General features: G+C 61.7%; 21 protein-coding genes and 1 pseudogene. 5 read left to right on the forward strand and 17 right to left on the reverse strand.

Annotated elements, in window-relative coordinates; all coding sequences use genetic code 11:
* Positions 1-2: 2 nt before the first annotated feature.
* Both JQ553_RS08850 and JQ553_RS08855 read right to left on the reverse strand, forming a co-directional pair.
* Positions 3-947, reverse strand: coding sequence for a phosphate acetyltransferase (locus JQ553_RS08850; RefSeq protein ID WP_249144038.1), 945 nt, complete (start codon positions 945-947; stop codon positions 3-5).
* A 29-nt stretch (positions 948-976) separates the two neighbouring features.
* Entirely contained in the window at positions 977-3,208 is a 2,232-nt protein-coding gene (locus JQ553_RS08855) for a DUF3141 domain-containing protein (RefSeq protein WP_409363041.1), read from the reverse strand.
* 128 nt (positions 3,209-3,336) lie between these two features.
* Between JQ553_RS08855 and JQ553_RS08860 the strand changes: the two genes are divergently transcribed.
* Positions 3,337-3,858, forward strand: a complete 522-nt coding sequence (locus JQ553_RS08860) for a GNAT family N-acetyltransferase (protein ID WP_212499500.1) — start codon at positions 3,337-3,339, stop codon at positions 3,856-3,858.
* A gap of 40 nt (positions 3,859-3,898) precedes the next feature.
* On the opposite strand, the gene JQ553_RS08865 is transcribed toward JQ553_RS08860, so the two are convergent.
* From JQ553_RS08865 to JQ553_RS08895, 7 genes are all read right to left on the reverse strand, one after another.
* The gene (locus JQ553_RS08865; RefSeq protein ID WP_212499501.1) at positions 3,899-4,333 is read right to left on the reverse strand and encodes a hypothetical protein; all 435 of its coding nucleotides are present in this window, start codon (positions 4,331-4,333) and stop codon (positions 3,899-3,901) included.
* 19 nt (positions 4,334-4,352) lie between these two features.
* A complete protein-coding gene (locus tag JQ553_RS08870) occupies positions 4,353-5,273 on the reverse strand; it encodes a DUF2950 domain-containing protein (protein ID WP_212499711.1) in 921 nt (306 codons plus the stop codon).
* An 11-nt stretch (positions 5,274-5,284) separates the two neighbouring features.
* The gene (locus JQ553_RS08875; RefSeq protein WP_212499712.1) at positions 5,285-6,970 is read right to left on the reverse strand and encodes a DUF3300 domain-containing protein; all 1,686 of its coding nucleotides are present in this window, start codon (positions 6,968-6,970) and stop codon (positions 5,285-5,287) included.
* Between the two features lie 85 nt (positions 6,971-7,055).
* Positions 7,056-8,381, reverse strand: a complete 1,326-nt coding sequence (locus tag JQ553_RS08880) for a TAXI family TRAP transporter solute-binding subunit (RefSeq protein ID WP_212499502.1) — start codon at positions 8,379-8,381, stop codon at positions 7,056-7,058.
* 87 nt (positions 8,382-8,468) lie between these two features.
* Entirely contained in the window at positions 8,469-8,882 is a 414-nt protein-coding gene (locus JQ553_RS08885) for a hypothetical protein (RefSeq protein ID WP_249144039.1), read from the reverse strand.
* A 30-nt stretch (positions 8,883-8,912) separates the two neighbouring features.
* Positions 8,913-10,145 carry an HlyD family secretion protein gene (locus tag JQ553_RS08890; protein WP_212499503.1) on the reverse strand — a complete coding sequence of 411 codons (1,233 nt, stop codon included), beginning with the start codon at positions 10,143-10,145 and terminating at the stop codon, positions 8,913-8,915.
* Entirely contained in the window at positions 10,138-10,581 is a 444-nt protein-coding gene (locus JQ553_RS08895) for a hypothetical protein (protein ID WP_212499504.1), read from the reverse strand. The genes JQ553_RS08890 and JQ553_RS08895 overlap by 8 nt, the downstream gene beginning before the upstream one ends.
* Before the next feature lie 157 nt (positions 10,582-10,738).
* Between JQ553_RS08895 and JQ553_RS08900 the strand changes: the two genes are divergently transcribed.
* Positions 10,739-11,194 (forward strand): hypothetical protein, encoded by a 456-nt coding sequence (locus JQ553_RS08900; RefSeq protein ID WP_212499505.1) that lies wholly within the window; start codon positions 10,739-10,741, stop codon positions 11,192-11,194.
* A gap of 23 nt (positions 11,195-11,217) precedes the next feature.
* Positions 11,218-12,018 (forward strand): annotated as a pseudogene (gene ppk2 / locus JQ553_RS08905) (polyphosphate kinase 2).
* 46 nt (positions 12,019-12,064) lie between these two features.
* On the opposite strand, the gene JQ553_RS08910 reads toward ppk2, so the two are convergent.
* The 5 genes from JQ553_RS08910 to JQ553_RS08930 all read right to left on the reverse strand — a co-directional run bounded on the left by JQ553_RS08910 (position 12,065) and on the right by JQ553_RS08930 (position 19,570).
* Positions 12,065-12,496, reverse strand: coding sequence for a hypothetical protein (locus JQ553_RS08910; protein WP_212499506.1), 432 nt, complete (start codon positions 12,494-12,496; stop codon positions 12,065-12,067).
* Positions 12,497-12,532: 36 nt separating this feature from the next.
* Positions 12,533-14,233 (reverse strand): aspartate:alanine exchanger family transporter, encoded by a 1,701-nt coding sequence (locus tag JQ553_RS08915; protein WP_212499507.1) that lies wholly within the window; start codon positions 14,231-14,233, stop codon positions 12,533-12,535.
* 18 nt (positions 14,234-14,251) lie between these two features.
* Complete coding sequence (locus JQ553_RS08920) at positions 14,252-16,996, reverse strand: decarboxylase (RefSeq protein ID WP_212499508.1); 2,745 nt, start codon at positions 16,994-16,996, stop codon at positions 14,252-14,254.
* A gap of 186 nt (positions 16,997-17,182) precedes the next feature.
* On the reverse strand, positions 17,183-18,880 hold the full coding sequence (locus JQ553_RS08925; protein ID WP_212499509.1) for a SulP family inorganic anion transporter: 1,698 nt from the start codon (positions 18,878-18,880) through the stop codon (positions 17,183-17,185).
* Between the two features lie 63 nt (positions 18,881-18,943).
* Positions 18,944-19,570, reverse strand: coding sequence for a YoaK family protein (locus JQ553_RS08930; protein WP_212499714.1), 627 nt, complete (start codon positions 19,568-19,570; stop codon positions 18,944-18,946).
* Between the two features lie 184 nt (positions 19,571-19,754).
* On the opposite strand from JQ553_RS08930, the gene JQ553_RS08935 reads away from it, so the two are divergent.
* The gene (locus JQ553_RS08935; protein ID WP_212499510.1) at positions 19,755-20,645 is read left to right on the forward strand and encodes a S9 family peptidase; all 891 of its coding nucleotides are present in this window, start codon (positions 19,755-19,757) and stop codon (positions 20,643-20,645) included.
* 28 nt (positions 20,646-20,673) lie between these two features.
* On the forward strand, positions 20,674-21,297 hold the full coding sequence (locus JQ553_RS08940) for an invasion associated locus B family protein (protein WP_212499511.1): 624 nt from the start codon (positions 20,674-20,676) through the stop codon (positions 21,295-21,297).
* 15 nt (positions 21,298-21,312) lie between these two features.
* Here the strand turns inward: JQ553_RS08940 and JQ553_RS08945 are convergent, their stop codons facing one another.
* The 3 genes from JQ553_RS08945 to JQ553_RS08955 form a co-directional block, all read right to left on the reverse strand.
* On the reverse strand, positions 21,313-21,687 hold the full coding sequence (locus JQ553_RS08945; protein ID WP_212499512.1) for a response regulator transcription factor: 375 nt from the start codon (positions 21,685-21,687) through the stop codon (positions 21,313-21,315).
* A gap of 185 nt (positions 21,688-21,872) precedes the next feature.
* Positions 21,873-22,505, reverse strand: a complete 633-nt coding sequence (locus JQ553_RS08950) for a response regulator transcription factor (protein ID WP_212499513.1) — start codon at positions 22,503-22,505, stop codon at positions 21,873-21,875.
* A 112-nt stretch (positions 22,506-22,617) separates the two neighbouring features.
* The gene (locus JQ553_RS08955) at positions 22,618-24,381 is read right to left on the reverse strand and encodes an ABC transporter substrate binding protein (RefSeq protein ID WP_249144041.1); all 1,764 of its coding nucleotides are present in this window, start codon (positions 24,379-24,381) and stop codon (positions 22,618-22,620) included.
* Positions 24,382-24,593 lie beyond the last annotated feature (212 nt).

Genomic DNA, 24,593 nt, shown 5'->3' on the forward strand with positions numbered 1-24,593 from the left:
GATCACGCGGCTGTTGGGGCCCGCCGGCGGCGGGCGTCGGCATAGAGCGCGGCGACCGCGCACGAGGCCATCCTCGCCCTTGGCGAATCGGCCCGGGACGTCAGCACGATCGGAACCCTGGCCCCGAGCACGAGTCCGGCGCTATCCGCCTTGGCGAAATAGGCCAGGTTCTTGGCCAGCATGTTGCCCGACTCGAGATTGGGCACCACCAGAATCTGTGCCCTACCGGCGACCTCGGACTTTATGCCCTTGATCCGCGCCGCTTCGACGTCGACGGCGTTATCGAACGCGAGTGGTCCATCGAGCACGCCGCCTGCGATCTGGCCGCGGTCGGCCATCTTGCAGAGTGCGGCCGCCTCGATGGTGGATGGAATCTTGGACGTCACCGTCTCGACCGCCGAGAGGATGGCGACCCGCGGCAGCTTGCCGAAGCCGGCTTGCGTGAACAGGTCGATGGCATTCTGAATAATGTCGCGCTTGTCATCCAGATCGGGGAAAATGTTGATCGCAGCGTCGGTGATGAGAAGCGTATCGGCGTAGGTGGGCACATCCATCACAAAGACGTGGCTGATGCGCCGATCGGTTCGCAACCCCGTCGTCTTCGCTGTGACGCTTCGCATCAGTTCGTCGGTGTGCAAGCTGCCCTTCATCAACATCTCGCCTCGGGCAGCATGGATCAATTCAACGCCCTTGGCAGCAGCGGCGTCGCTGTGCGGCGCATCGACGATCTCGAGACCCGCGATGTCGAGACCGTGCTTTGTGGCCGTCGCCTTGATCTTCGCTTCGGGGCCGACCAACAACGGCTTGATGATGCCAGCCGCGGCACTGTCGATCGCACCGCGCAGCGACGTCTCGTCACAGGGATGAACCACGACAGTCGGGACTGCCGAGACAGCCTTGGCGGCGGCGATCAGTCGATCGTACTTGGTATGAGCGGTTTCATTCATGGTGCGACTCCGGGTCCCCTCAGATCGTATCAGGATGCTCTTGCTTTGGGATCGAAAGGGGCCACGTTCGACACCTTCTCCGAAATCTCTCCTGGCTCGAGGCCGAACAGTTCCGCAACGCGATTCAGCCGGCTCGCCACCTCGCCTGAAATCCCTGCGCTCGCCGACAGCACATCACGAATCGCGCCGAACGCCGCGCGCCGTTCATTCATATTGTCCGGCAGCAGGGCCGGGATCGCCCCTAGTGCAGCGTCGCGATCGAGAAGAAGCATGAAGAATTGCTCACGAACCAGAGACTTGAATTCGGAGAGCGTCACGGGCTTGCCCGCAACATCGCGGCGCACCCGACGCAAAGCCTCAAGGCTGCGCTCGTCCACCATGCCGCGGGCCGACCCAACATAGAGGAGAGCGCGGATCGCGGCCTCGCGAAGGCCACCCTCGCTGATTTGCGACTTCAGTTCGGCGACCCGTTTCTCCATTTGCTGCCGATACTGTGTCGGCATTTCCTGTCTTCGCGACGGCGGCGCCGATCGGGGATCAACGCCGACCGCTGCTTGCAGCGCAGGTGAGCCATATACGGCGAGGAATACCGCTTCGCTGAGCGCTTCCTGAGAGTCGCGCCAGGTGTCGAGAGCGTGAACGATCTGCTTGGAGATGGTCTCCTGGAACGCAAGGAAGGGATTATCCGAACTTGCCGGCTTGCGCCGTTCCTCGACCTGTTGCGCGGTCGCCTTGACCGCAGCCATGAACGGATTCTGGCTGCTGAAAGCCTCGTACTGCAGGCGCAGCGGATGGAGGTGGCTCGTCCACTCTGCCAGTTCAGGCGTCACCATGCGCCTGATCAGAGGTTGGACGAACTTGCGGTAAGCGGCGAGATTGAACTCCGAAACTCGCTTCGCGGTTTCGAACCGCCGTTCATCCTCCGTTGAATTGCCTCCCATAGCCCGGATGTCGTCGAGGGTCCGCGCTTCACAACGCATCACCCACTGCCCGACGGCAAGCTCGGCGTTGGCCGTCTCGGCGCCCTTGGCCTCGAAGCTCGCCTCGTAGAGGCCCGACGGAAGCACGTCGATCAGGTCGATGTTACTGGAAAATTCCGCATGTTCCTTCTTGGCTACGCCTCCTGATACGAAGATGCCGAGATGACCGATGGTTTCGTGAACCGTGTAAACGATCGTCTGTCCGTAAGCCCGGATCTCGTCAACGTCGGCGTAGAGATCGAGGATCCAGTCCAGCGCCTGCTGCGGCGGGGTGACATTGTCACCTTTGGAACAGAAAACGACGATCGGCGATCTGATGTTGCGCAGGTCAACGGTTTCACCGTCCGACATCTTGATGCGGCCGGCAGCAAGATTGTTGCCGATGAAGAGCTCGTCGACAATGAACTGGATCTCCTCGGCGTTCAGGTTCACATGGCCGCCCCACCAACGCTCGAATTCAAGGTAGCGGCTAGCCTCGGTGTCCACCTTGGAGAAGACGTTGTACTGTTTCGTCCACAGCGTGTTGGACGGATTCTGGTTCTCGAAGTTCTGGACAAGCCAGGCGCCATCGAACTTGCCACCGCCGAGGTCGCTCGTCAGCGCCGTCAGCCAGCTCCCGCCAAGCAGACCGCCCGAGTAGCGCATCGGATATTTGCCGTGCACGCCGGCCCAATACGCGAGCGGCGCCCCCGCGACGATCACCGGGCCAAACAACTCTGGACGCAACGAGGCGAGGATCATCACGGCCCAGCCGGCCTGACAGTTTCCGACCACACAAGGCTTGCCGTCCGCATCCGGGTGAAGGCTGATGACTTTTTCAAGGAACAATGCTTCCGCGCGCGCGATGCGCTCGATGGTCTGCTCCGGCATCGGTTCCGGCAGAAAGCCGATAAAATAGCAGGGATGCCCGGCCTTCATGGCAACCCCGATCTCGCTGTCCGCCTTGAAACCACCAATGCCGGGGCCGTGACCGGCGCGCGGGTCGACGACGACGAACGGCCGTCGTTTCAGATCGATCTCGATGCCTTTGGGGGGAATAATCCGTACCAGCGCGTAATTGACCGGATCGTCCAGCTTGCGGCCATCCATGATCAATTCGGCCGCATAATTCAGGACGTGCGGCGCGGTCTTGGCGACATGCTCACGATATTGATCGCCGCGCTGGCGCAGAATGTCGAGAAACAGCACGCTACGCTGGCCGGCATCGGTCATGTACTCGACGGCGGACGCCACCAATCGCGAGATCGGATCGTTCGACAGCATTGTGTTCTCCATCACCATGCTCCGACTTACATGTGTGCTCCATTCAAGGTGCATTGCGGAAAGACGCTTTGATCTAGGTCAAGCGCCACCGAACAACAGTGACGCCAGATAGCGCCCGCTCGACCCAGTACCGCGAGAAAGCCCCAATGCTGGATGCCGCTCACTACGCAGTGTCGGAACCTCTGCGCGATGGCGGCAGCGTAGAGATTCGAGCACTTCGGCCAGAGGATGAGGCCGGCATGCTCGCAGCGGTCGAGCGAACCAGCGCAGAGTCACTGCACCGGCGCTTCTTCGTGGCGAAACGTCACTTTTCGGAAGCGGAACATGCGTTCTTCATGAACCCGGACTTCAAGGAACATGTGGCGCTCGTCGCGATTGCGACTGAACATGACCGCCCGATCATCATCGGCGGCGGCCGTTACGTCGTCTTCGAACCTGGACGCGCCGAGCTCGCGTTCGCGGTCGTCGACGAGTGGCAGGGGCACGGCGTTGGCACTCTTTTGATGCGTCATCTGGCCAAGATCGCGCGTGATGCTGGTCTTGAGGAACTCGTCGCGGAAGTCCTGCCGGAAAATGCTGCGATGCTGAGGGTTTTCGGCAAGTTCGGCTTCAAGCCTGCCTCCCGGCGCGATCCGCAAACTGTTCATCTCGTTCTGCAACTCACCTGATCAAAAGCCTGACGTCTTTGGCTTTCCGGAAGAGAAGGCCTCATCGCAACGAAATCCTGATGCTGCTGAGATTGGCCGCGACCTCCATACCGGCCTTGGGTCCCTGGAGCTCGAGCACAACGCCCTTCTCGTTTCGCAGGTGCGCGGCTCCGACACCGCCGACGAAAGCGCCGCCGCCGCCCACTGACTCGTATGTGCCGGCGAAATCGCTGATTGCGCGCAAGCCGGTCACCCGTCCCTCCAATCGGCTGATAGAGGCACCGGCGGTGACGCCCAGACTGAGGCCTGAGACACTGAACGGGTAGGTGTGGCCACGATAGGTCAGGATACCACTCCCGCCACCCGCTCCCACCATCAATCCGGCCTTGACGAACTTGACGCGAACATGCCCTGAGGCCTGCGCGAATAGCGGCGCGGACAGCAGAGTTAGCGCGACCAAGGCAAGGCCAATAGCCCGGATCGGACGTCTCATCATCGCAGGGACTCCACGGTTCTCAGGGATTCTTCACGTCCACCTTCTTCCAGGTCTGGTCGGGGTCGAACGTGATGAGGCGCCTTGCGATGATCTCGGTGCGTGGACCGAGGTCCTTCTGGTAGACGGTTCCGGCGTGATTGACCATGAAGGTCATCACGCCCGAATTGCCGTATTCGGCGGGATAGGCGATGAGTGCAAAGCCGCCGATCATCTTCCCCTTCACGACGTAGTTCAAAGCGCCGCCGGGTGCGTCGGATCCCTGCGCCTTCAGGATCCGGTAGTAGTAGCCATGGTAAGGTGCGCCATCCCCTCCAACCTTGTAGCCTTCCGCTGCTGCCTGGGCCGCCAGTTCGCCGAGTGGGCTTGGGTCGCGGTCGTCGCGCCAGAACAGGCCGTCCTTCTTGCCAGGACTGCTGACGATGCGCTGCGCGTAGGTCCCCGCTCCCTCGCCGGTTCGATCCTTGTCGGCATATTCGTTCTGCGCATCGACGTAGGCGAGAGAGGTCTGGATGGCATCGAGCTCGTTGCGGCCGATGCGGCGATAGAGGATCTCGCGGCGACCTGCGGAAGCATCGAATTCCCAGCCGTCCCTGTTGTTGACGAGAGGAATCGGGAACGGAAAGTCATCGGCGCCAAGTACCAGCGTGGCCTTCTTGTTGCCTTCGGCCTTGATGGAATGCTTCGCGTCATAGGCCGTAAGGAAGGTCTGGCGAGTCTCGGCATCGGCGACCTCATCGCCGGACTCGATGATATCATCAGCGTCACGGCCCAACACTTTCAGGATGGCCCGCTTCGCGCCGCTCCGCACAGCGGTGGCCAGTGCTGCCGCTGCGTCTTCGGGATTTGGATAGGCCTGCTGCGCTTGAGCCGAAGGGATCAGTAGCGCCAGAACTGTCGCCGAGACCACGCTGACGAAAGCTGCATGGCTCAAGCGGAACATCGGGAAGCCTCTCATCGCGATGCCTCCGATCGGGCGGGGATTTGCGCGCCGTTGGCGAGCCATTCGCTGTAGGCGCGCAGCTTGAGACCGAGCTTGTCGTAATAGACCCTGAGATAACCGTCGCTGCCTCGCGTAACGGCTTGCGGCATCACCTGCGCAACCTCTTGCGCCAGCACGCCGACATAGGCCTTGCTGCTGCCGAGATAGCTGAAACGGTAGTAGCCGAGGCCGTTGGCCAGATGGCCGAGCAGGACGATGTCATGCTTCAGGGCAATATCCGATCGCCTGCCGCCTCCACCGCCGCGGAAGCCGCCACCGCCGCCCCCGTGGAATCCTCCGCCGCCACGGCCGGCAAAGCCGCCGCCAGCCGCGACGCGACCGCCGCCGCCGCCGCGTCCGCCCAGGCTCATTTGCCCGCGAGCCGATTGCAGGTTGGCGGCACGGCCGGATGACACGTTTCTGAAAGCGTTGTCGCGACCGCCGCCACCGCGCGCCGCGTTGCGGCCACGGTCGCTGGTCCTGGCCCGATCGCCTCCCTTGGCCCGATCGCCCCCTTTGGCGCGATCGCCAGCCTTGGCGCGATCACCGCCTCCCTGTGCACGATCGGCCGTGCCTGGACGGTTCGCACGGTCGCCGCCGGGCCGGTCGCGCGAAGCGGCACGATCTCCCGCGCGGTCGCCCGCGCCAGCGCGGTCACCACCTCCGGGTCGGTCCTGTCCGGGGCGAAGCACCTGCTGACCGTCGCGACCTCGAAAATCCATCCGATTTCCGGCGCCAGCTTTCAGATTGTTGTTGCCGAAGCGCTGCTGGACGTTGGTGTTGCTGTAGCGGACGCCCTGCCGATGCGCCGGGTTGTGCTGCCAGTTGTTTCCGATGTTGTTCACCCGGTTGTAACGGTTGACGTAGACGTTTCGGTTGGCCCAGTTGAAGCCGCCGCCCCAATAATTGCCCCATCGCCCGATCGCCCAGGCCGTCCCGAAGGCAAGGCCCGCCGCGATCACGCCGGCGCCGATATAGGATGGATAGCCGAAATAATACGGAGGATAGGCTGCATAGGGCCAAGCGCCGTAGACCGTCGCGGGATCGTAATAGGGTACATAGATCGTGTCCGGATCGGCCTGCTCGATGACGATGACCTGCTTGTTCTCCTGCGTCTGGACGCTGACCTTTTGTTGCTTCGTCGTCACCAGCTTGTTGTTGGCCTGGGCCTTTGCGCGCAATCGCTGGATCGCGTCCATCACATCCGCCTGCTGCGCGAGCACCGCGTCGCCGAGACTCTTGGTCCAATCGATCTTGTCGCTCATCATCGACAGGACCGCGGCCGTGCTGGCCAGGGCCTTCACGCTGTCGTCCCAGGATTGCTTGGCCACCTCCGCCTTGAGTGCGTCTCCCTTCAGGTTCTTGTGCGCGCTCAGCCAGCGGTCTGCCTGCACTATCTCGAGCGGATAGGTTGACGCTGCCAGCACGTTCGCGAGCAGTGCGTCTGGATAGAGCGCAATCGGCGCAACCAGCGCTTCGAGCTGCTCCGGTTTCAATAGCTGGTCAGCCGGCTGCGTCTGATTTGCCGGCTGCGCCTGATCGGCGGGCTGCGCCTGATCGGTCTGCGCCGCCGGCTTGTCGGCGGTTTGCGCAACCGCAACGACTGGAATTGCCGAGAACAGCGCAAGCGCGAGCAGGATCTTGCCCGAACGGAACATCGCAACCTCCATCCACACCGGATAGCGAACATCGGAGACGAGCATCGAGGTTCCTTTGATCGAGATCAAGGAAAGCGTTGCCGCTTCAGCTCCCGGGGACGCCGGGTTGCTGCGATGCGAGATGGGCGCGGCGATCGTGAATCAAGTTCTCCAGACGGTGGGCCGCGACGTTGACCGCCGTGACGTCGCGTTCGGCACTGTCATCCGCGGTCGGACGGCTTCGTTGGGTCCGAAGCACCCGATCGATTTCGTGCTCGATCTCGTCCAGCTCCGATGCCTGCCTGGTTTCCCGGATGCGCGGTCCCAGCGCGTAGAGCGCATCGAGTGCCTCCTGCCTGGTCTTGGTCTCGACGGGACGAACGAACTTCCACGTCGCCGCCAGCACCGAAGCCAGCCCGCCCACGATCATCGGCACAAGAAAGATCACGTTGCCCCACGAATCGAGAAAACTTTCACGTGTGCCGTCGTAGAACGCAGCTGCCCCCGGATGCACCGGCAGGTAAGCATCCGCCGCAGTGTCCGGCGCCGTGATCTGCGCCAGCACCGGCAATTCCGCAAGCAGGTCCCTGCGCGCATTCATGACGGACTGCGTCAAATCGCCGATCAGATCGGCGCCGAGCTTCTTCTGCGCCACCAGGTAGAACGACGTCCTGAGCGTTGTCAGGTCCTCGGCAGGAATTGGCGGCGAGCCGCGCAAGGTCCCCTTCGGCACATCAAAACTTTCATATGCTCGCTCCTTCTCCGCAATAGCGCCTGCCGATTCGATCGCGATCATCACGGGACCGGCTCGCGCATTGTGTGGGAACACGCCGCGCAACTGCGCCAGATATTTTTCCGTCAGCGGGATCACGAGCAGGATCGCCCGCACCTCCTTTGCATCGAGAGCGCGCTTTGCATCGCCCAAAGTTAGTGCCTTGAAGGAAACGCCGGCCCGCGCCAGGTCGTATTCGTCGGTCAGAACCTTGATGAGCTTCTGGTTGGCCTCGTACCCGACCACGCCGATCGTGGCGCGCTTCAATTCCGTTACGTCCGCTACCGCGGGTCCCGGTGGGGCCACGAGCAAAACGACGGCGTGTGCGAGCACCATGACAGCCTGAGCCTGCGACAGATCGCCGACATCGCCGCGCACCACCGCAAGATCGACCTTGCCGGACGCAAAGGTATTGGCCGCCTCTAGCGGACCGGATGTTTGAACGAGATGAAGCCGCACCGGTGCGGCGGCCTCGGTGAGCCTGCCGGCGATCGCGGAAACCAGCTTGACTGCCTCTCCGTCGAGTGAACCCACCGCAACGGTCAGCGTGGTCGGTCGCGTGTACCAGCGGTAACCGACGAAGCCGGCGCCTCCGATCAGGAGAACGACCCCGCCGACCAGGGCCATCCGCAGCCAAGTCGGCATCTTGATCGTGTCCATGGCAGCTCACCGATCAGCTATGGTTCGGCCAGCAAGCGCACTGTGGAAGGACCGGCGCAAGCGTTTGCAAACGCGTATCGCGTCTGTCTAGATCTTGCAACGGTGATACGTGACCTCCATCCCCTCGATGCCTGGGAATTGCCGCGTGATCGTGTTGTCGTCGACCGTCTTTATGAAGAACTGGACGTTTGACAGCATGATCCCGGAGGCGCATGCGACGACGATGTTGATGGTCTGACCGTCATCCTTCCGCGACTTGATCGCACAATTCTCGAACTTGCCTCGCAGACGATTGGCCTCGGCGATAAAGCCGCCGCCGTAAACCCCGGAGAAGTTTCTGAACGTGACCTGATTTGCCCTGCCCTTGTGCGCGAACACCTTGCCGCATTGATCCGCACTCGTCGCCCATGCGCCGGTAAGATCGAACGCCTGCGCGCAATCGGGGAATGCGAAAATCACGCTCGCCACGACGATTGCGCGAAGCCTGCAGTCCGATCTCATCCGACATCTCCTTGTGGTAATTCGCGGCAGTCAGTGACCGCTCAAGACCAGCGTCTTGATCGGCAGCAGCAGCGCCTGGATCCGAAGCAGGAGTGCATGCACGAGCCCGGTCGCGTCGACGGCATGCAGGGCAAAACCCATCAACGCGCCGGTTTTCGGATCGGCAATCACATCATGGTTGCTGGTGTAGGCATTGACGATGCAGGTGCTGCCCGGCGTAACACCCTCGAGGCCATCCTTGTAGAGCGGCTCCAGAAAGGCAAGAATCGAACCTGGCTTTTGCAGATTCTGCGGATCGATCAACACTTCGCTAGCCCGGAACTGGCCGGCGGCGATGAAATCCTGCACGCTGGTGACGACCAGCGGAATGATCACCCAGGGTTTCGACATGCACGTGGCTTCTGCGACCATGCCGGGCTTCATCACCTGGGCCTCGATCTGCCCGAATCCGGCCTGCAACCTATTCCGACCCGCTTCGTCGGGTATCAGGACTCCGGCCGGCCGCATGATCTGGGCAACGAGGTCGCCGGGGCGAACGAGGAATTGCTCGACGCGGCCATCGACCCCGGCACGGACGAAAGTCTTGTCGAGATCCACTTGCGCCTGCGCCTGCGCGGCCACGGCGCTCGCCTTCTCCGCTGGCAAGAGCGTGGAGACGCGCAACGTCGCCGATTCCTTGACGGCGGTTGCGGCATCGACGCCCGACTGCCGCTGATCGACCAGCACCTGCAGCTTCTCGATGTCGCGTTGCGGCACGATGCCGGGATTACGGCGCTGCAATTCGCTTTTCACATCCAGTTCGTCTTTAGCCTGCTGCAAGGAGGCTTTCGCCTCCCCGACCTGAGCCTCCGCCTTGACCACATCGGCCTGTGCCGAGATCAGCGACGCGTCCACCTCGGCGATCTTTCGCTTGGCGGTCTCCAGTGCTGCCTCTTGTTTCGAACTGTCGAGCCGGAACAGAACGTCACCTTTCTTCACCGGCGCGGTGAAACCGACATTGACCTCGACGACGCGGCCGGAGCCTTCGGGCAGGATCGGCACGGTCCTGAAGTAGAGCGCCGCGGAGGTAGTCGAGGGATGGAAGTAGAAGATCATCGTGATCAGTGAGATCGTGAGCATCAGGCAGCCGGTGATACCCCATCTCAGTTCGTACCAGACGGAGAAGAACGTGATCTCCTTGCCGAACCGCTTGCCTTGCCAATAGCGGCGGTAGAGGTAATCCGGCAGGATCGTCACCAGCGAGCAGATCATGAGCTCAAGCATGGTTGTGCACCCCTTCCTTCGCGGGCGCCCGGACGTCGGAATCGCGGCGAGGTACGGATTCGGCTTCGGGTTCGGCGGCAGGCGTTCCCGGCGTGGCGTCGGCAATGCGCTCGACGGAATCAGCAATGCTGCGCATCGGCGTGCTGAAATCCGGCAGGTCGATAAGTGCCAGCAGCAGGCCGGCAACCCAGAAGATGTGCATGTGGGTGAAAAGCGATATCAGGCCGAGCACGGCGACGATCTCAAACTGCAGCTTCTGAGACTTGTGCGCCATGCGCTCCGGCAGGCTGTGCAGCTTCCAGTAAAGGGTGCCCACCCATAGAACTGTAGCTACAAGGAAAATGCCCATCGCCACCATCAGCGGGTCCGAGCCGCCAGGGCCCGGAATGAAAAACGGCAGATGATGGGGAGCTGCCGGATGCATCTGTTCGGTCAAATTTCATCTCCCTTCCGGGCGCCTGAGCGTCCCGCAGCCGTGTCCCGCACCGTGCCCGCCTGCGGCGCGGTTTGCTTGATCTGGATCAAGCGAGCCACGCGGCCGGGCCGTAGCGTTCATTTGCAGGACAAACGATCGGTCCCAGGAGGCCCAAGCAATGCCAGACAAGATCGACGATCTGATCCCGAATGCAAGCGTAATCCAGAAGGAGGCGGCTCTGAAGGAAGCGGAAAAGGCCGACGAGTACGCCCGTCGCGCGGCCGCCGCCGAAGCCGAAAAAAGAGCCCTGATCGAGCGGTTGAGCAAGCCGTCGGGGCTTACCGAAGAGGAAAAGGTCAAGCTGGCATCGACGGTGATCCAGCGTGCGGTACGAAACGGACTAACCGAGGTGCAGGTCTACCGCTTCCCGAACACGCTCTGTACCGACAAGGGGCGCGCCATCAACCAGATGGAACCGGGCTGGGAAAAGACGCTCACCGGAATCCCAAAAGAGATCTACCAGCTCTGGGCCGATTATCTGAAGTCGCGCGGCTATCGCATCCGCTACCAGATCATCGATTTCCCGGGCGGCGTGCCAGGCGACATCGGCGTTGTAATCGCCTGGGGGGATTAGAGCTTGCAACGACGGATGCCCGTATGGCGAAGGGCGGCCCCGTGGAGAAGATGAAGCGCAAGATCTACGAGAAGGAGTTGGAAAAGCTGCAAGTCCAGCTCTGCTATCTCCAGGACTGGGTGAAGGCAAACAAGCTGCGCGTCATCATCCTGTTTGAGGGCCGCGATGCCGCCGGCAAGGGCGGCACGATCAAGGCCCTCACCGAGAAGGTCAGCCCCCGCGTGTTCCGCGTCGTGGCCCTTCCCGCTCCCTCCGACCGCGAGAAGTCGCAGCTCTTTATCCAGCGTTACATGCAACATTTTCCCGGCGCCGGCGAAATCGTCATCTTCGATCGCAGCTGGTACAATCGCGCCGGGGTGGAATACGTGATGGGGTTCTGCACACCCGCTGACCACAAGCGTTTTCTTTCGCTCTGTCCGCAAATGGAGCAGTACACCATTGAGGGCGGCATCATCCTGATCAAGCTCTGGCTCGAGGTCGGGATGGAGGAGCAGGAGCGCCGTTTCAGGGCGCGCATCGACGATCCGTTGCGACAGTAGAAACTAAGCCCGATGGACACTGAATCCTACCGGCTTTGGTACGATTATTCCCGCGCGCGTGACCTCATGTTCAAGGCGACCAACTCGAAACATGCGCCCTGGTATGTCATACGGTCCGATGACAAGCGGCGGGCCCGGCTCAACTGCATTGCACACATCCTGAACAGCATTCCGTACGGGCGCGTGAAGCATGACAAGGTCAAGCTCCCGAAGCGATCAAACAAGGGACGCTACAACGATCAGGCAGGTCTGCGCGGGATGAAGCTGGTTGCCGAACGGTACTGAGCCTGCCAGGCCGCGCCTTCTTCGCACAGCCTGGTCGGGCTTTCCCTTATTTCAGACGTATCGTGACCCCACCCACCGCGGCCGATACTTCGGCGCCAACCCTCGGGCCGCTGAGCTGCAGGATTACGCCATTGGCGTTCTGCAACTGCACCCCTCCTGCGCCGGCCGCGACCGCACCGCCCGCACCGGCCACGCTATAGGAGCCCTCGATCGAGGCCGGTCCCCTGAGATTGTAGGCACGACCGACAAACTTGCCAGTCGAAGCGCCGACCGTGAAGCCAACGCTCATCCCCGACACGGTGAACGGATAGTGCTTGCCGCGGAGGGTCAGCACGCCCTCACCACCTCCGACGCCAATGACGAGACCGCCCTTTGTGAAGACGACGGAGACCGAGCCGGTTTCGGCTCGCGACGGCGCGGCCAATCCGATTGACCCCACCAGCAAAGCAACAACAGCAACAAGTAGACGACCCTTCATTATGTTTCCTCCAAGAGACCAGGACGGGACAGCAGCCTATTGTGCAAGCAGCATAGCGAAATAACCGAAGATGGTAAGCAGGATACCTGATACGGCGTAGGCGACGGGGAAGCCGATCCAGGGCACGGAGCTTTGGATCTCCACCGCAGCCTCGCGGCATGGGCCGGAATGCGACCGCGCGCCGGCCACGCCCCCCATCAGCACCGCGGGATTGATCTTGAAGCCATGGAATCCGATCGCCCAGACGATGAACGGAGGGATCGTGCAGGCAATGAAGCCGACGATGAATATCTTGAGCGCGAGCGCTCCCGTCAGCTGCGCCAGCAGGCCGGCACCAGCGTTGACGCCGACGATTGCAACGAAAACTACCAAACCCAGGTCCTCCAGCACGTTGCGCGCCGCGTTCGGCGTGTTGCCGAAGAAGCGCAGACGGGAGACGATCGAGGAGATAATCACGCCCGACAGCAGCAAGCCACCGGCGTTGCCGAGGCCAACCTTGGCGCCGAACGCCGGGAATTCGATCATCCCGATCAAGAAGCCGAGAATCATGCCCACCGCGAGCGTCAAAAGGTCCGTCGAGGTGTTGGTGCGCGCGATACGCCCCCACATCTCGCCAAGCTCGTTGACGGCGGACTTTAACCCGACCACCGAGACGATATCCATTCGTTGCAGCTCGGTCTTGAGGCCGGCCGGAATCTGCACGCCGCCGCGCTCGACCTTGGTGACCTGCAACTGGCCGGCAATCGCCGTGTCGCGGAAGGACTCGAAGGTACGTCCGACGACGTCCTTGTTGAAGACCACGATCTCGGCCTGATCCATCGGGATGCCAAGCGTCTTGGCATCCGCGACCTCCGGGCCGATCAGCCCCATCTTCCCGGTCAGATGTTCGGTCGCGCCACCGAGTGCGATGATGTCACCCTTTTGCAGCACGAGATCGGGATCGGCGCCCAACGGCTCGCCGCCGCGCCCCACATTGACGATGCGATATTCGGGATTGCCCTTGCGGAAGCCCGCAATGGTCATGCCCACTTGCGCCGGATTTTCCAGCCGGTAGGCGCGCAGGCCGAACTGGCGAAAGCCGGTCAGGCCGCCGCCCTCGAGATCCTTCACGCCAAATTCCTGCTCATACCTCTTCGCTGCCGCCTTGGCATCGATGCCCCACCAGCGCGGCAGATACTTGCAGATCAGGATGATGCCGACGGTGCCCCAGATGTAGGTGATCCCGTAGGACAGTGCGATCATGCCCGACGCATCTTCGGGCTTCATGCCCGCAGGCAGCTTGACGACACCTGATGTGACTGCCTGCTCAGCTGAGCCGATCGCAGCCGACATGGTCTGCGACCCCGCAAGCATCCCGCCGGCGGCGCCGACCGGCAATTGGAACATCTTTGCGCCGATCACCACGAGTGCAAGTCCCAGCACGCTCGACACCAGCGCCAGAATGCAGAATTTCAGACCGTCGCCCCTGAGACTGTTGACGAAGGATGGTCCGACCCGGAGGCCGACGCCATACATGAAGAGATAGTAGAAAAGGCTTTTGACGAAGTTGTTCAGCTCGAGCTTCACGCCATAGGTCGAGGCCCAAACCGACAGGCCGGCGCCGACCACGATGGCGCCGGCAACCATGCCAAGCCCATAGCCCTTGATGCTGGCGCGCCCGATCCAGACAGCGAGACCGACGACGAAGAACAGCAGCAGATAAGGATTCTGCTGAAGGAATGTGAAAAAGCTCTGCATGACCGTCCCCCTTTTAACTTAAGAAGCAGCCTTGAGCTTCGGTGCAGCTCTTGGCTTGCCCATCTGCGCCAGGGCCTCGGTCTTCACGAGCTTCAACCCCTCGACCGCGTCATAGCCATGGATCTCCTTCACATCGAGCTTGCGCATGAAGTCGATGGTTTCCTGGGTGATGACCTGCCCCGGCACCATGATCGGGAAGCCCGGCGGGTACGGGATCACGAAGTTCGCGGAGACGAGATCGGGACCACTCTTCAGGCGGCGGTCGATCTCCGGATCGTTGAGGCGGATGTATTCGCAGCCGGCGGCATCGTAAGCGGAATAGAAGCCGCTGCGAATGTCGCCTTCATTGGTCTTGGCACCTGCATCGCCGCGATAGCTCTGGTGAAAATGCGAGAAGTTCGGCAGGTCCGGCACGTCCTTCATCAGGCTCCGGACCCGCGCCTCGAAGGCCGCCCGAGCATTGGCACCGCCCTGGGTGAGCCCGCGCTCGACCTCACCGGCGATCTCAGCCAATACTCGGACGAGATGCGCGACGTCGCTCCGCGTATTGTTGATGTTGGACTGGATCAGGACCGAGTTGCGCGAGGTCTTGTTGACCTGGATGTTGTATCGGCTGGCCAGCAGGCCCTTGAACTGCGTGCCGTCGAAGCCGGCTGTGCCGCTGACCAACGTCATTCGCGTTGGATCGAGGCAGAACTCGTCGTCGTTCAGGCTCTTCAGGACGCTCGCCCAATTCGTGTTAGGCGCCAGATAGTCGGTAAACCCGCTTTGACGATACTCCGCGGGTACCATGGCATCCGCGCCGAGAACGCGGAAATATCTGGAGATCAGGGGATTGTTGTTGACCGCTTGGCGGATGGCGACCGCAATCTCCATCGCGTTGGCCACAAGACCGTAACCTTCCAGCTCCATCTGGCGTCGTGAGACATCGAGGCTTGCGATGAGCTGCTGGTTCGGACTGGTCGAAGCATGCGTAAACACGGCCTCCTTGAATTGCGCTTCGACCGTGTGGAATTCGACGTCCTTGACTGCCAGCATCGAGCCCTGTCGGATTGCCGACATGGATTTGTGCGTCGAATTGGTCTGGTAGACGCGCAGCCGGATCTGGCGCGGATCGGGGATGAGCCGGGTCTTGAGCAGCACCTCATCAGAGGGATTCTTGCCGAGCTCGGCCTGCTGTTTCTCGTAGGCCGCAACCGATTTCGGGTCATGCATCCACGCCTCGATCTCGTTGGCGGCCCCCATCGCGGTACGCCGCCTCAGAAATGGCGAGAACCGCGCGAAGCCGAACCACGCCTCGTCCCAGAGGAAGATCAGGTCGGGCTTGATCGCGAGGCATTCCTCCATGACCCGGCGCGTGTTGTAGATGTGGCCGTCGAAGGTGCAGTTGGTCAGGTCGATCAACTTGACCCGGTCGAGCCGGCCATCGGCCTTCGCATTCAGGAGCGCCTGCTTGATCGTCTTCAGCGGCACAGCGCCATACATCGAATACTCGGTCATCGGAAACGCTTCGACATAGAGCGGCTGCGCGCCGGCGAGCACCATCCCGTAATGGTGCGACTTGTGGCAGTTGCGATCGACGATGGCGATATCGCCGGGGGCCAGCAGCGCCTGCACGGCCATCTTGTTGGATGTCGAGGTGCCGTTGGTCACGAAGAAGACGCGGTCAGCGCCAAGTGCGCGGGCCGCCTTGTCCTGCGCCTTTTTGATATTGCCAGTCGGTTCGAGCAGGCTGTCAAGCCCGCCGGTGGTGGCGCTGCTCTCGGCCAGGAACAGGTTCAGGCCATAGAATTCACCCATGTCGCGAATCCAGTCCGACTTGAAGACCGATTTCCCGCGGGCGATCGGCAGCGCATGAAAGGTTCCGATCGGCCGCTGCGCGTATTTCTTCAGATTGTCGAAGAACGGTGTCTCGAAGCGATCCTGCACGCCTTCCAGGATCGAAAGGTGCAGCTCGAGGATGTCCTCGACGGAGTAGAAGACCCGCCGAACCACATCGGCCTCGGGATTGCCGGCCATTTCCTCGACGTCGCGATTGGACATGAGGTAGAGATCCAGCTCGGGGCGGACCCGCTTCAGGATATGCGCCAGCCGGAGCGCAGAGGCATCGGATTCTTCATTGAGCCCCATCGCTCCCGTCATGGCGCGAAGCACGGGTGCAGTGTGGCGCGAGCGTAAGCCAAAGCCCTCGTTGATGACGACCGCCGCTATGTTGGGGTTGAGCATGGCGGCGCAGAAGGCGTCCTCAAGGCTGCCAACGATGACGGGCTCATAGATGAACGCGTCGACTGGACGCCGCAGCTTGCGCCATTCGGTAGCAAGACCCGGCCAGTTGTTTGCCGACACCCCGGTGACGATCAGGGTTTCGAAATAGGGCCGGCGCGCCGTGGGCTCACCGAAGGTCGGCGGGAGCAGATCGGGGACACCGCCATCTCCCTCATCCTGTGCATTCCAGTCACCGGCGTGCTGTCGGAAGGATTTGGTCTGCAGCGCCTGCACGATCCGCGTTGCGAGCCTGAGCGAGGTGGCGGCGTCGCCGGCCTCCGCGGCTTCCTTCAGGGCCGCCATCAAATGGAGACCGGGATAGCCGTGAAACTCTTCCGTGGCCGCAAGAACCGACAGTGCCTCATCGTATCTCGCACGATCCCCGCCCTTGCTCCATGCCTTCGCAGCGTCAACCAGATCGCGCCAATTGTCCGCCCGTCCACCGGGTCCAGAGAGGAACTGATCGATGCGCTGTTGTGCCGGCTTGGCGTTGGACATGGAATATCTCCGATCCTGGCGGTGATTGCGCCGATAATGAAGCCGCTACGCGTTGCCCCTCTTGATCCAGGTCAAGCCGCCGCAAGCTCGATGCGCGATCTCGGCAAATCCCAATCCGGCAGTTCATCGCAGCGCAACACGACCTGAAACTGCTCTTGACCGCTGACGGACGGACCGAGCGTGCCGTCAGCCCTGTAGCGGCGGCTTCCTGTCGGTCAGCACGCTATCGAGCGTTCGCATCCACTCGTTGCTATCAGTCTTCTCTGCCAGGCCATCCGCTCTCAGGAGCTCACGCAACTGCGCATGGGCCCCGACAATGGAGAAGGCGATCGAGCGAGACGCCAGTTCGTCATGAAGATCGCGCAACATTTGCGATCCCGCCAAGTCGATGAAGGGCGACGCCGAGAGATCGCAGGCCACCAGCCGGACGTCGGGTGACGTCCGCAACGCGTCCAGCACGGTTTCGAGAACCGTCTCGGCGTTGATATAGAGCAAAGAGGTTTCGGGGCGGAAAGCGATGATGCCAGCCAGAGGCTCCACCTCTTCATGCCGGGCACGATCGGAAAACCGGCCGCTCCCGGGAAGGCGGCCCAGGAAGGCAACGTTGGGCTGGGAGGCACGGAGCAGGAGCAGGAAGATCGAGGCAAGCGCCGCTAACAGGACGCCTTGGAGGATGCCAAGGAACAACACCGAGACAAGGGCGATGATGGCCGCATAGAAATCGATCCGGCTGATCCGCCACATGCGGATCAAAGCCCCGACATCGACCAGCTTGTACACCGCGGCAAACACGACAGCCGCCAGGACGGCCTTCGGCAGGTTCGTCAGAAGGCCCGTGAAGAACAACAGGCACAGCGAAAGGGTGATGGAGCAGAAGAGGAGTGCCAACGGCGTGCGCGCTCCGGCCGAGTCGTTGACCGCAGACTGTGACAGTCCGCCAGCCACCGGATAGCCGTGACCAAATGCGGTGGCCAGGTTGGCGGCGCCCAACCCAAGAAACTCCTGCCGGACGTCCAGCGTGTAGCCGTGCTTCGCCGCAAAGCTCCGGGCGGCCGAGACGCCTTCGACATAGGCGAGCACGAGGCATCCGGCCGCGATTGGAAACAACTCGTCGAACTCAAGCAACCCAAATGTCGGCAACGCGAGCGCCGGCAGTCCCGTTGGTATCTCGCCGGTCACGGGCACGCCAAGCGCAGGCAGACCGAAGATCGATACGACAAGGATCGACAGTGCCACCACCGCAAGGCCGATGGGCTTTCCCGGCAGCCGCCGCTCACCGAGAAGCAGGAGCAGCATTGCAGCAAGGCCTATAATGAACACAAGAGGCCTGGTGTCGCCGAGTTGGCGGGCGAGCCGCAAGGCACGGTCGAAAAAATTGTGTCCTCCGCCCGCAACCCCGAACAATCCGGGCAACTGGCTCATGATGATGGTGAGTCCCGCCCCGGCCTTGAAGCCGACGAGAATGCTGTCGCTGATCAGCCGCACCAGCAGGCTTAGCCTGAATAGCCACGCGACCAAACATAGTACAGCGACAGAAAAAGCGACGAGGCTCGCGATCTGCCCGTAACGCACCGGATCGCCTCCGGCCAACCCTCCGACCGCGCCTGCGATCATCAGGGAGATTGCCGACGTCGGCCCCACCGCGAGTTGGCGGGACGAGCCGAGCAAGGCATAGCCGATACCGCCAAGCAGGTAACCGTAGACGCCAACCTGCGGCGGCAGCCCGGCGAGACCCGCATAGGCCAGCGACACCGGAATCGCGTAGGCGGCAAGCGTGATTCCGGCAATCGCGTCGGAACTGAGCGAGGACGCACGAAATTCGGCAAGCCAGGTCGCCGGCGGAAACAGCCGAAGCCAGTTCGCTTGGCGCGGGGATACACTCATGTCTGCTATTTCTTGTCCATTGACCGAGCGTCCCCTTTGCCTGCCAGTGCGGATTGATTCAGGTCAAACCTCACCTCTCACCTCGCAGCGCAACAGGACGATCAACAGTGCGACCACCGGAAGGCCAAGAGCCACATCGGGTATGCCCTTAGTGGCAAACGCACCGATCGCTGCTCCCGCTCCGAACGCGACACACACGCCGGCAAAGATACCCGAGCGGCGAACCATCCCCGGCTGACCGCCCCCGGAGGCCGCGGCGAACAGGCCTTCGACTGCCTGACGCAGATTGCCGGTGATCATCACCGAACTGTAGGTGGCGCCCTCCACCTTGGTAAAAACCACAGTCTGCATGGCAGCAACAAATGAAATGCCAAGGGTTCCTGCCAGGTCAGGCAGCCGATTGTGCAGAATGCCGACTGTCACGAGCAGTGCGATCTCGACCAGTATGCTGATCGCGCTTGCCCGCTTTACGGCGGCGCGCCGCAACCACGATGCGACTATGATGCCAACTATGAATGCGATGATCGGCGGAAGGAAGTGAAGCGCCTCCTCCCAATTGCCCACGGTGCAATACACCCAGAGCAGAACGAGGTTCGCCGTCTGCGCATTCGCCATCACCCCGTGAATGATCCAGGTGTAGGCGTCGAGATAGCCACCGGTTGAGGCTAGCAATAGCGCCACCTGTGCCATTTCCTCCGGGCGAATTGGTTCGCTGGCGACAATGCCCAAGGAAATTGCCCCCTATTCCTGAAGGATTCGCCATCTGCACACCCAACAGACAACCGTTTGGCGGGGATCGAGATTGATCTGGATCAATCCATGCCAGGTCCCTCGGCGCATCCTCGCCATGGCAGAGGAATGGAGGCGTCGCTCTATGCATCAGACGTACCTGCGATCCCTTACGCTCGCCATTGTGCTTCTGCTGACAAGCGTGCCGGCGTCGGCGGGCACGGACAATCAGGCTCCTGTGCAGCGCATTCAGGAAGAAATCTGGGCGCTGCCGCTACCGCTTCCGATGTTCGCCTATCTGGTCCGCCCGGTCGGCGACGGCCCCTTCCCCCTTGTGATCATGAATCACGGCGTGTCGCTCAATCCGAGAGACCGCAGCTTCTTCCCACTGGTTGAATTCCGTGACGCCGCAATGTGGTTTGCAAAGCGCGGCTATCTTGTGGTCGCGCCGGTCGGCACCGGCTACGGCGCGGCGGCCATCGACATTCCCGAGCGCGGTCTCTACGGCCCGTTCTTCTCCAAGGTCGGCAAGTGCACGAACCCAAACTTCCTCGATCCCGGCCTTGCGGTCGCGCAGGCCGACCTCTGGATCATCGATTACATGGCGGCCGAAAAGCGCATCGTGCCGAAAGACGTCATCGTCGTTGGCCAATCGGCCGGCGGCTGGGCCTCGATCGCGCTGTCCAGCCTCAATCCGCCGCAGATCAAAGCCATCATCACCTTCGCGGCCGGTCGTGGCGGCCGCGTCGACGGCAAGCCCAACAATAATTGCGCGCCCGACAAGCTCGTGGAAGCGACCGCCCTGTTTGGACGCACGTCGCGCGTTCCCATGCTGTGGATCTACATCGAAAACGACACCTTCTTCGGACCCGCGCTGTCCAAACGCATGTACGAGGCCTTCACGGCCGCGGGCGGCCGGGCCGAATATCATCTGCTGCCGCCATTTGGCAATGACGGACACTTCCTGATCGGTTCCGCCGACGCGATCCCGATCTGGTCGCCGCTGGTCGAACGATTCCTGGACAGACTCCAGTAGACGTGGAGCCAAGCTTGGAGGAGCCATCATGAGCACGCCCTATCGCTCTCGACGTTCGCGCCTCTTGCAAGCTGGAGGAGCCGCATTCGCCGGTCTCCTGCTCTCGACGGCCGGCAGCTATCCAGCGCGCAGCCAGCAGGTCTCCCCTCCAGGCGATGCCGCGAAGCTAGACCCGGCCGAAGTCCCAACGCGCGGGCAACGTCCGCCGCGTGAGATCAAATACGGCGACTGGCGCAAGGTCTGCTTCAAGGCCGCCGGCGCCAAGGCGCTCTGCCGGACTACGATCACCGGTACCTTCGAAACCGGCCAGACCGCGGTCCGCATCGATCTCATCGAGCGCGAGGAAGGTGGCGGCACCCGGCTGCAACTATTCGTACCGGTCGGGATGTATCTGCAGGCCGGCGTCAAGCTCTCGGTCGACCGGAAGGAGCCCTATCGCCTCCCCTACACATGGTGCCTGAGCAACGCCTGTATTGCGGCAAGCCCTGCCGATCCCAAGCTCGTCGCGGAGATGGAGTCTGGACAAGCGCTCGCGTTGGAAGTGGTCGATTCCAACATCCTGTCGGTGGCGACGTCGGTCCCGCTCGAGCGATTCGCGTCCGTCCGCCAGGGCGCTCCCGCGCAGACACTCGAGCAGGCCATCGACGAATAGCGCACAAGGCGCCGGCTACGATGCTGCCGCCAGCACCTTCTCGATCGGCTCGATCAGCGACCGCGCCGTGAATGGCTTGGTCAGATACGCGACGCATCCCGACTCCACTGCTGCTATGCGTGTTGCGGGGTTGTCGTTGCCAGTGATGTAGATGACGGGCAGATCGATGCCGAGGCCCGCGATACGATGTCGCAGATCAATACCGGAGCCGTCGCTCAGATTGATATCGAGGATGAGACAGACGGCGCTGCTGAAGTCGCCATGATTCAGCAACGCCCCGCCGGTTTCGAACAGCTCGGACGCGAAGCCGTACTCCCTCAGCAATCGCTTGATGCCCCTGAGCATCGAGAGATTATCATCCACAACGAAAACAAGATTCGGCGTCGGCAAGGAGGTCGGCCTCGGTTATTTTCAGGTTCGCTTGCTAGTCTGCTGCCGCAAGCTCAATCTTACGGATCGATTGCTTGCAGCAAATTCCCGTCAGACGACGCTCCCGATCGCCCACTGCGTTTGCTGAGATACGCCCTGTCATACAGCTTTCATATTGTCCCTTCGGACAGGGCGTCGACGTCCTTTCAATTTTGCTGACTGGCGACCGGACCCAGCATGCCAAGTCGCTCGGCGATCGAGACCAGCTCAGCAAGGGATTGAACCCGCATCTTTTCCATGACCTGGTGGCGATGCGCCTTCACGGTGCGCTCGGTCGTTCCGAGTTCGTACGCAATCTGCTTGTTGATCCTGCCGCGCACGATCAGCTCAAACACCTGACGCTCACGAGGCGTCAGCATCGAACAAAGGTCGCGAAGGGATTCGAGGCGACTCCGTTGCAAGCGAGCCTGCTCGTGGCGCGAGATGGCGCGGTTGATGGCATCAATCAACTGATCCGAAGAGACAGGCTTGGTCAGGAAATCCTCCGCACCCGCCTTGATCGCACGTACGGTGGTCGCCGTATCAGCGTGACCGGTGAGGAACACGATAGGAAGTATCGAGCCGAGCTCGTTAAGGCGAGTCTGCAATTCAGGACCGCTTACTCCTGGGATACGCACGTCGAGCAGAATGCAGCTCGCCTGATCGCCCTGAGGAAGGTGATCAAGCAGTTGTTGAGCCGATGGATAGGTCGCAACCTGAAAGCCTGCCAGCTTGAGCCGACGCTCCACGGCCTTTCGAAACGATGCGTCATCGTCAACGACGTGAACGAGAGCTGGCAAGTCTTGCTCCTATAGCGCTTCCGAGCGAAGCGGGCACCGGTTCGGAGGAAGAAAACGCGTCAATCCATGAACCCAGAGCTTCGGTTCTATTTCAATCAGAATCGATAACGCTCTAGGCGGCCAACGGCAAGGAAAGATGGAATACTGCTCCGCCTCCGGACTGGTTCTCCGCCCAGATCTGTCCGTTGTGGGCGAGCACGATGGTCCGCGCGATGGACAATCCGATTCCCATCCCCTGCTCCTTGGTAGTGAAAAACGGGTCAAAAACATCGATCAACCTATCGGGCGGTATTCCCGGACCGGAATCCGAGATCGAGACCACGGCCGACGCGCCCCCATTGACCTCAGTGCGGCCAATGATCGTGCGGCCGTAGGGCATCTTGGCCATCGCATCCATGCTGTTCACGACGAGATTGAGGATGACCTGCTGCAACTGCACTGGATCGCCCTTTACCCGAAGTGCCTCTGGAGAGGTCTGCAGGTAGAAGGCGACATTGCGCGCGGAGGCCTGCAGCGAGAGGAAGTCGAACGCCTCGCGCATGGTCTGATTGAGATCAATTTCCTTTGTCTCAAAGGGCACGCGTTTGAGAAGACTCCGCATCCGGCGGATCACTTCGCTCGCACGCAGATCGTCCCGCTTGATGTCGGAGATAATTTCCTTCACTTCGTCGAGGTCCGGCGCGGTCGAGCGGAGAATCATCTCCGCCGATTCCGCGTTCGTCAGAATCGAGCCAAGCGGCTGATTGAGCTCGTGCGCGATGGATGAGGACAACTCCCCTGCCGTCGCCTGGCGGTTGACGTGGGCCAGCTCGGACAAGCGTTTCCGCGATTCGACCTCCGCAGTGCGGCGCATGTGGCGTTCTCGCAGCAGAAACGCGATCAGCAGGGCCTGGATCAGGATCGCCGCGACAAGGGCGACTGCCCGCCACCGATATTTTTCGAAGAATGACGGTTCGCGGAAGCGGATTTCGCTGCCCGCGGGCAAGCTCGATTCACTGACGTTCCAGCGCTGCATTTGTTGCCAGTTGAAGATCGGCTTCACGGCATCCACGATCGATGACGCAATGTTTTCAGGCTTCTCGCCATCGAGGATCCGAAGGACCCTTTTGGCCGCCTCATATCCGATCACGGTCGGGACAAGGACGAAGCCGCCGATGCCGCCAGCGTCGAGGAATGTCTCAGCCGGGACGACGATCGGCCGGTTCGCCTTCTCGCTGATAAAGGCGAGCGCGTCGGAGGGCGGATAATAGTTGCCGTTGCCGTCGGCATACACACCCGTGTAGATGATCGCGCTATCGCGGGGCAGCGCGGCCACCCGCGCGAGGACCTCTGGCATCGGCCGTCCGACTATCTCGACGATGTTGAGCCCCTCGATCCCGGCAGCAACCTGGTCTTTCCAGCCGCGGAAGACGACCTGACGTTCCCACTCGGCACCCACGATGGCCACCGTTGCGAGGTCGGGCACCACGGCGCGTGCCGCCTTGACGGCATCGCTGAATTTCACCGACACCTTGCCGCCGGTGACGTAGGATGGCGGGTTCAGGCGCGCAAAATCGCTTTCTTCGACCAGAGCGAACACGACAGGCGTGTCTGGCCACAATTGTGGGCGCCAGCGGAGCACAAGCTCGAGCGAGGCGGCTCCAACAGCCACCACGGCGCCGATCGGCCGGTCGCGGTACTTCGCCTCGAGAAACCGGCGAAGATCGTCCTCATACTGTTTGCCGCCAAAGCGGTTGAGGTCCAGGCTCTCGGTATAGACCGTGGTTGGCGCGTGGGCATGGGCGCTCACCGCCGCCCGCAATCCTGAAAATACCTGGTAGTAGAACGGACCGCGGCGATCGGACTGGTCCAGCACCAGCACGGATCGCGGCCGCATTTCTTGCGCCTGGAGACTTATCGGCGAAAGCAGCGCGACCAGCAAAATGATCAGTCCGAGGAGCCGGATTGCCTTGTCCATTGCGTTCGGGACCGGAGACCAAGCATCAGGAACCTAGCATCCGATCGCAAGGATTGAAAAGCAATCTCGGCGTCCGCACCTGTCCTTTGGGACAATGACCTCAAGGCCAATAGCGACAGGAGGCGCGCGCA

Origin of the sequence: Bradyrhizobium lablabi (genome assembly GCF_018131005.1) — a bacterium.
GTDB lineage: Bacteria > Pseudomonadota > Alphaproteobacteria > Rhizobiales > Xanthobacteraceae > Bradyrhizobium > Bradyrhizobium lablabi_D.

Coding starts and splice junctions, on each gene's coding strand:
- JQ553_RS08940 (WP_212499511.1), top strand. CDS start 20,674: ATGAGCACGCCCTATCGCTCTCGACGTTCGCGCCTCTTGCAAGCTGGA.
- JQ553_RS08935 (WP_212499510.1), top strand. CDS start 19,755: ATGCATCAGACGTACCTGCGATCCCTTACGCTCGCCATTGTGCTTCTG.
- JQ553_RS08925 (WP_212499509.1), bottom strand. CDS start 18,880: ATGAGTGTATCCCCGCGCCAAGCGAACTGGCTTCGGCTGTTTCCGCCG.
- JQ553_RS08920 (WP_212499508.1), bottom strand. CDS start 16,996: ATGTCCAACGCCAAGCCGGCACAACAGCGCATCGATCAGTTCCTCTCT.
- JQ553_RS08850 (WP_249144038.1), bottom strand. CDS start 947: ATGAATGAAACCGCTCATACCAAGTACGATCGACTGATCGCCGCCGCC.
- JQ553_RS08890 (WP_212499503.1), bottom strand. CDS start 10,145: ATGCTTGAGCTCATGATCTGCTCGCTGGTGACGATCCTGCCGGATTAC.
- JQ553_RS08855 (WP_409363041.1), bottom strand. CDS start 3,208: ATGGTGATGGAGAACACAATGCTGTCGAACGATCCGATCTCGCGATTG.
- JQ553_RS08900 (WP_212499505.1), top strand. CDS start 10,739: ATGCCAGACAAGATCGACGATCTGATCCCGAATGCAAGCGTAATCCAG.
- JQ553_RS08910 (WP_212499506.1), bottom strand. CDS start 12,496: ATGAAGGGTCGTCTACTTGTTGCTGTTGTTGCTTTGCTGGTGGGGTCA.
- JQ553_RS08915 (WP_212499507.1), bottom strand. CDS start 14,233: ATGCAGAGCTTTTTCACATTCCTTCAGCAGAATCCTTATCTGCTGCTG.
- JQ553_RS08955 (WP_249144041.1), bottom strand. CDS start 24,381: ATGCGGCCGCGATCCGTGCTGGTGCTGGACCAGTCCGATCGCCGCGGT.
- JQ553_RS08880 (WP_212499502.1), bottom strand. CDS start 8,381: ATGGACACGATCAAGATGCCGACTTGGCTGCGGATGGCCCTGGTCGGC.
- JQ553_RS08885 (WP_249144039.1), bottom strand. CDS start 8,882: ATGAGATCGGACTGCAGGCTTCGCGCAATCGTCGTGGCGAGCGTGATT.
- JQ553_RS08875 (WP_212499712.1), bottom strand. CDS start 6,970: ATGTTCCGTTCGGGCAAGATCCTGCTCGCGCTTGCGCTGTTCTCGGCA.
- JQ553_RS08860 (WP_212499500.1), top strand. CDS start 3,337: ATGCTGGATGCCGCTCACTACGCAGTGTCGGAACCTCTGCGCGATGGC.
- JQ553_RS08930 (WP_212499714.1), bottom strand. CDS start 19,570: ATGGCACAGGTGGCGCTATTGCTAGCCTCAACCGGTGGCTATCTCGAC.
- JQ553_RS08870 (WP_212499711.1), bottom strand. CDS start 5,273: ATGTTCCGCTTGAGCCATGCAGCTTTCGTCAGCGTGGTCTCGGCGACA.
- JQ553_RS08865 (WP_212499501.1), bottom strand. CDS start 4,333: ATGATGAGACGTCCGATCCGGGCTATTGGCCTTGCCTTGGTCGCGCTA.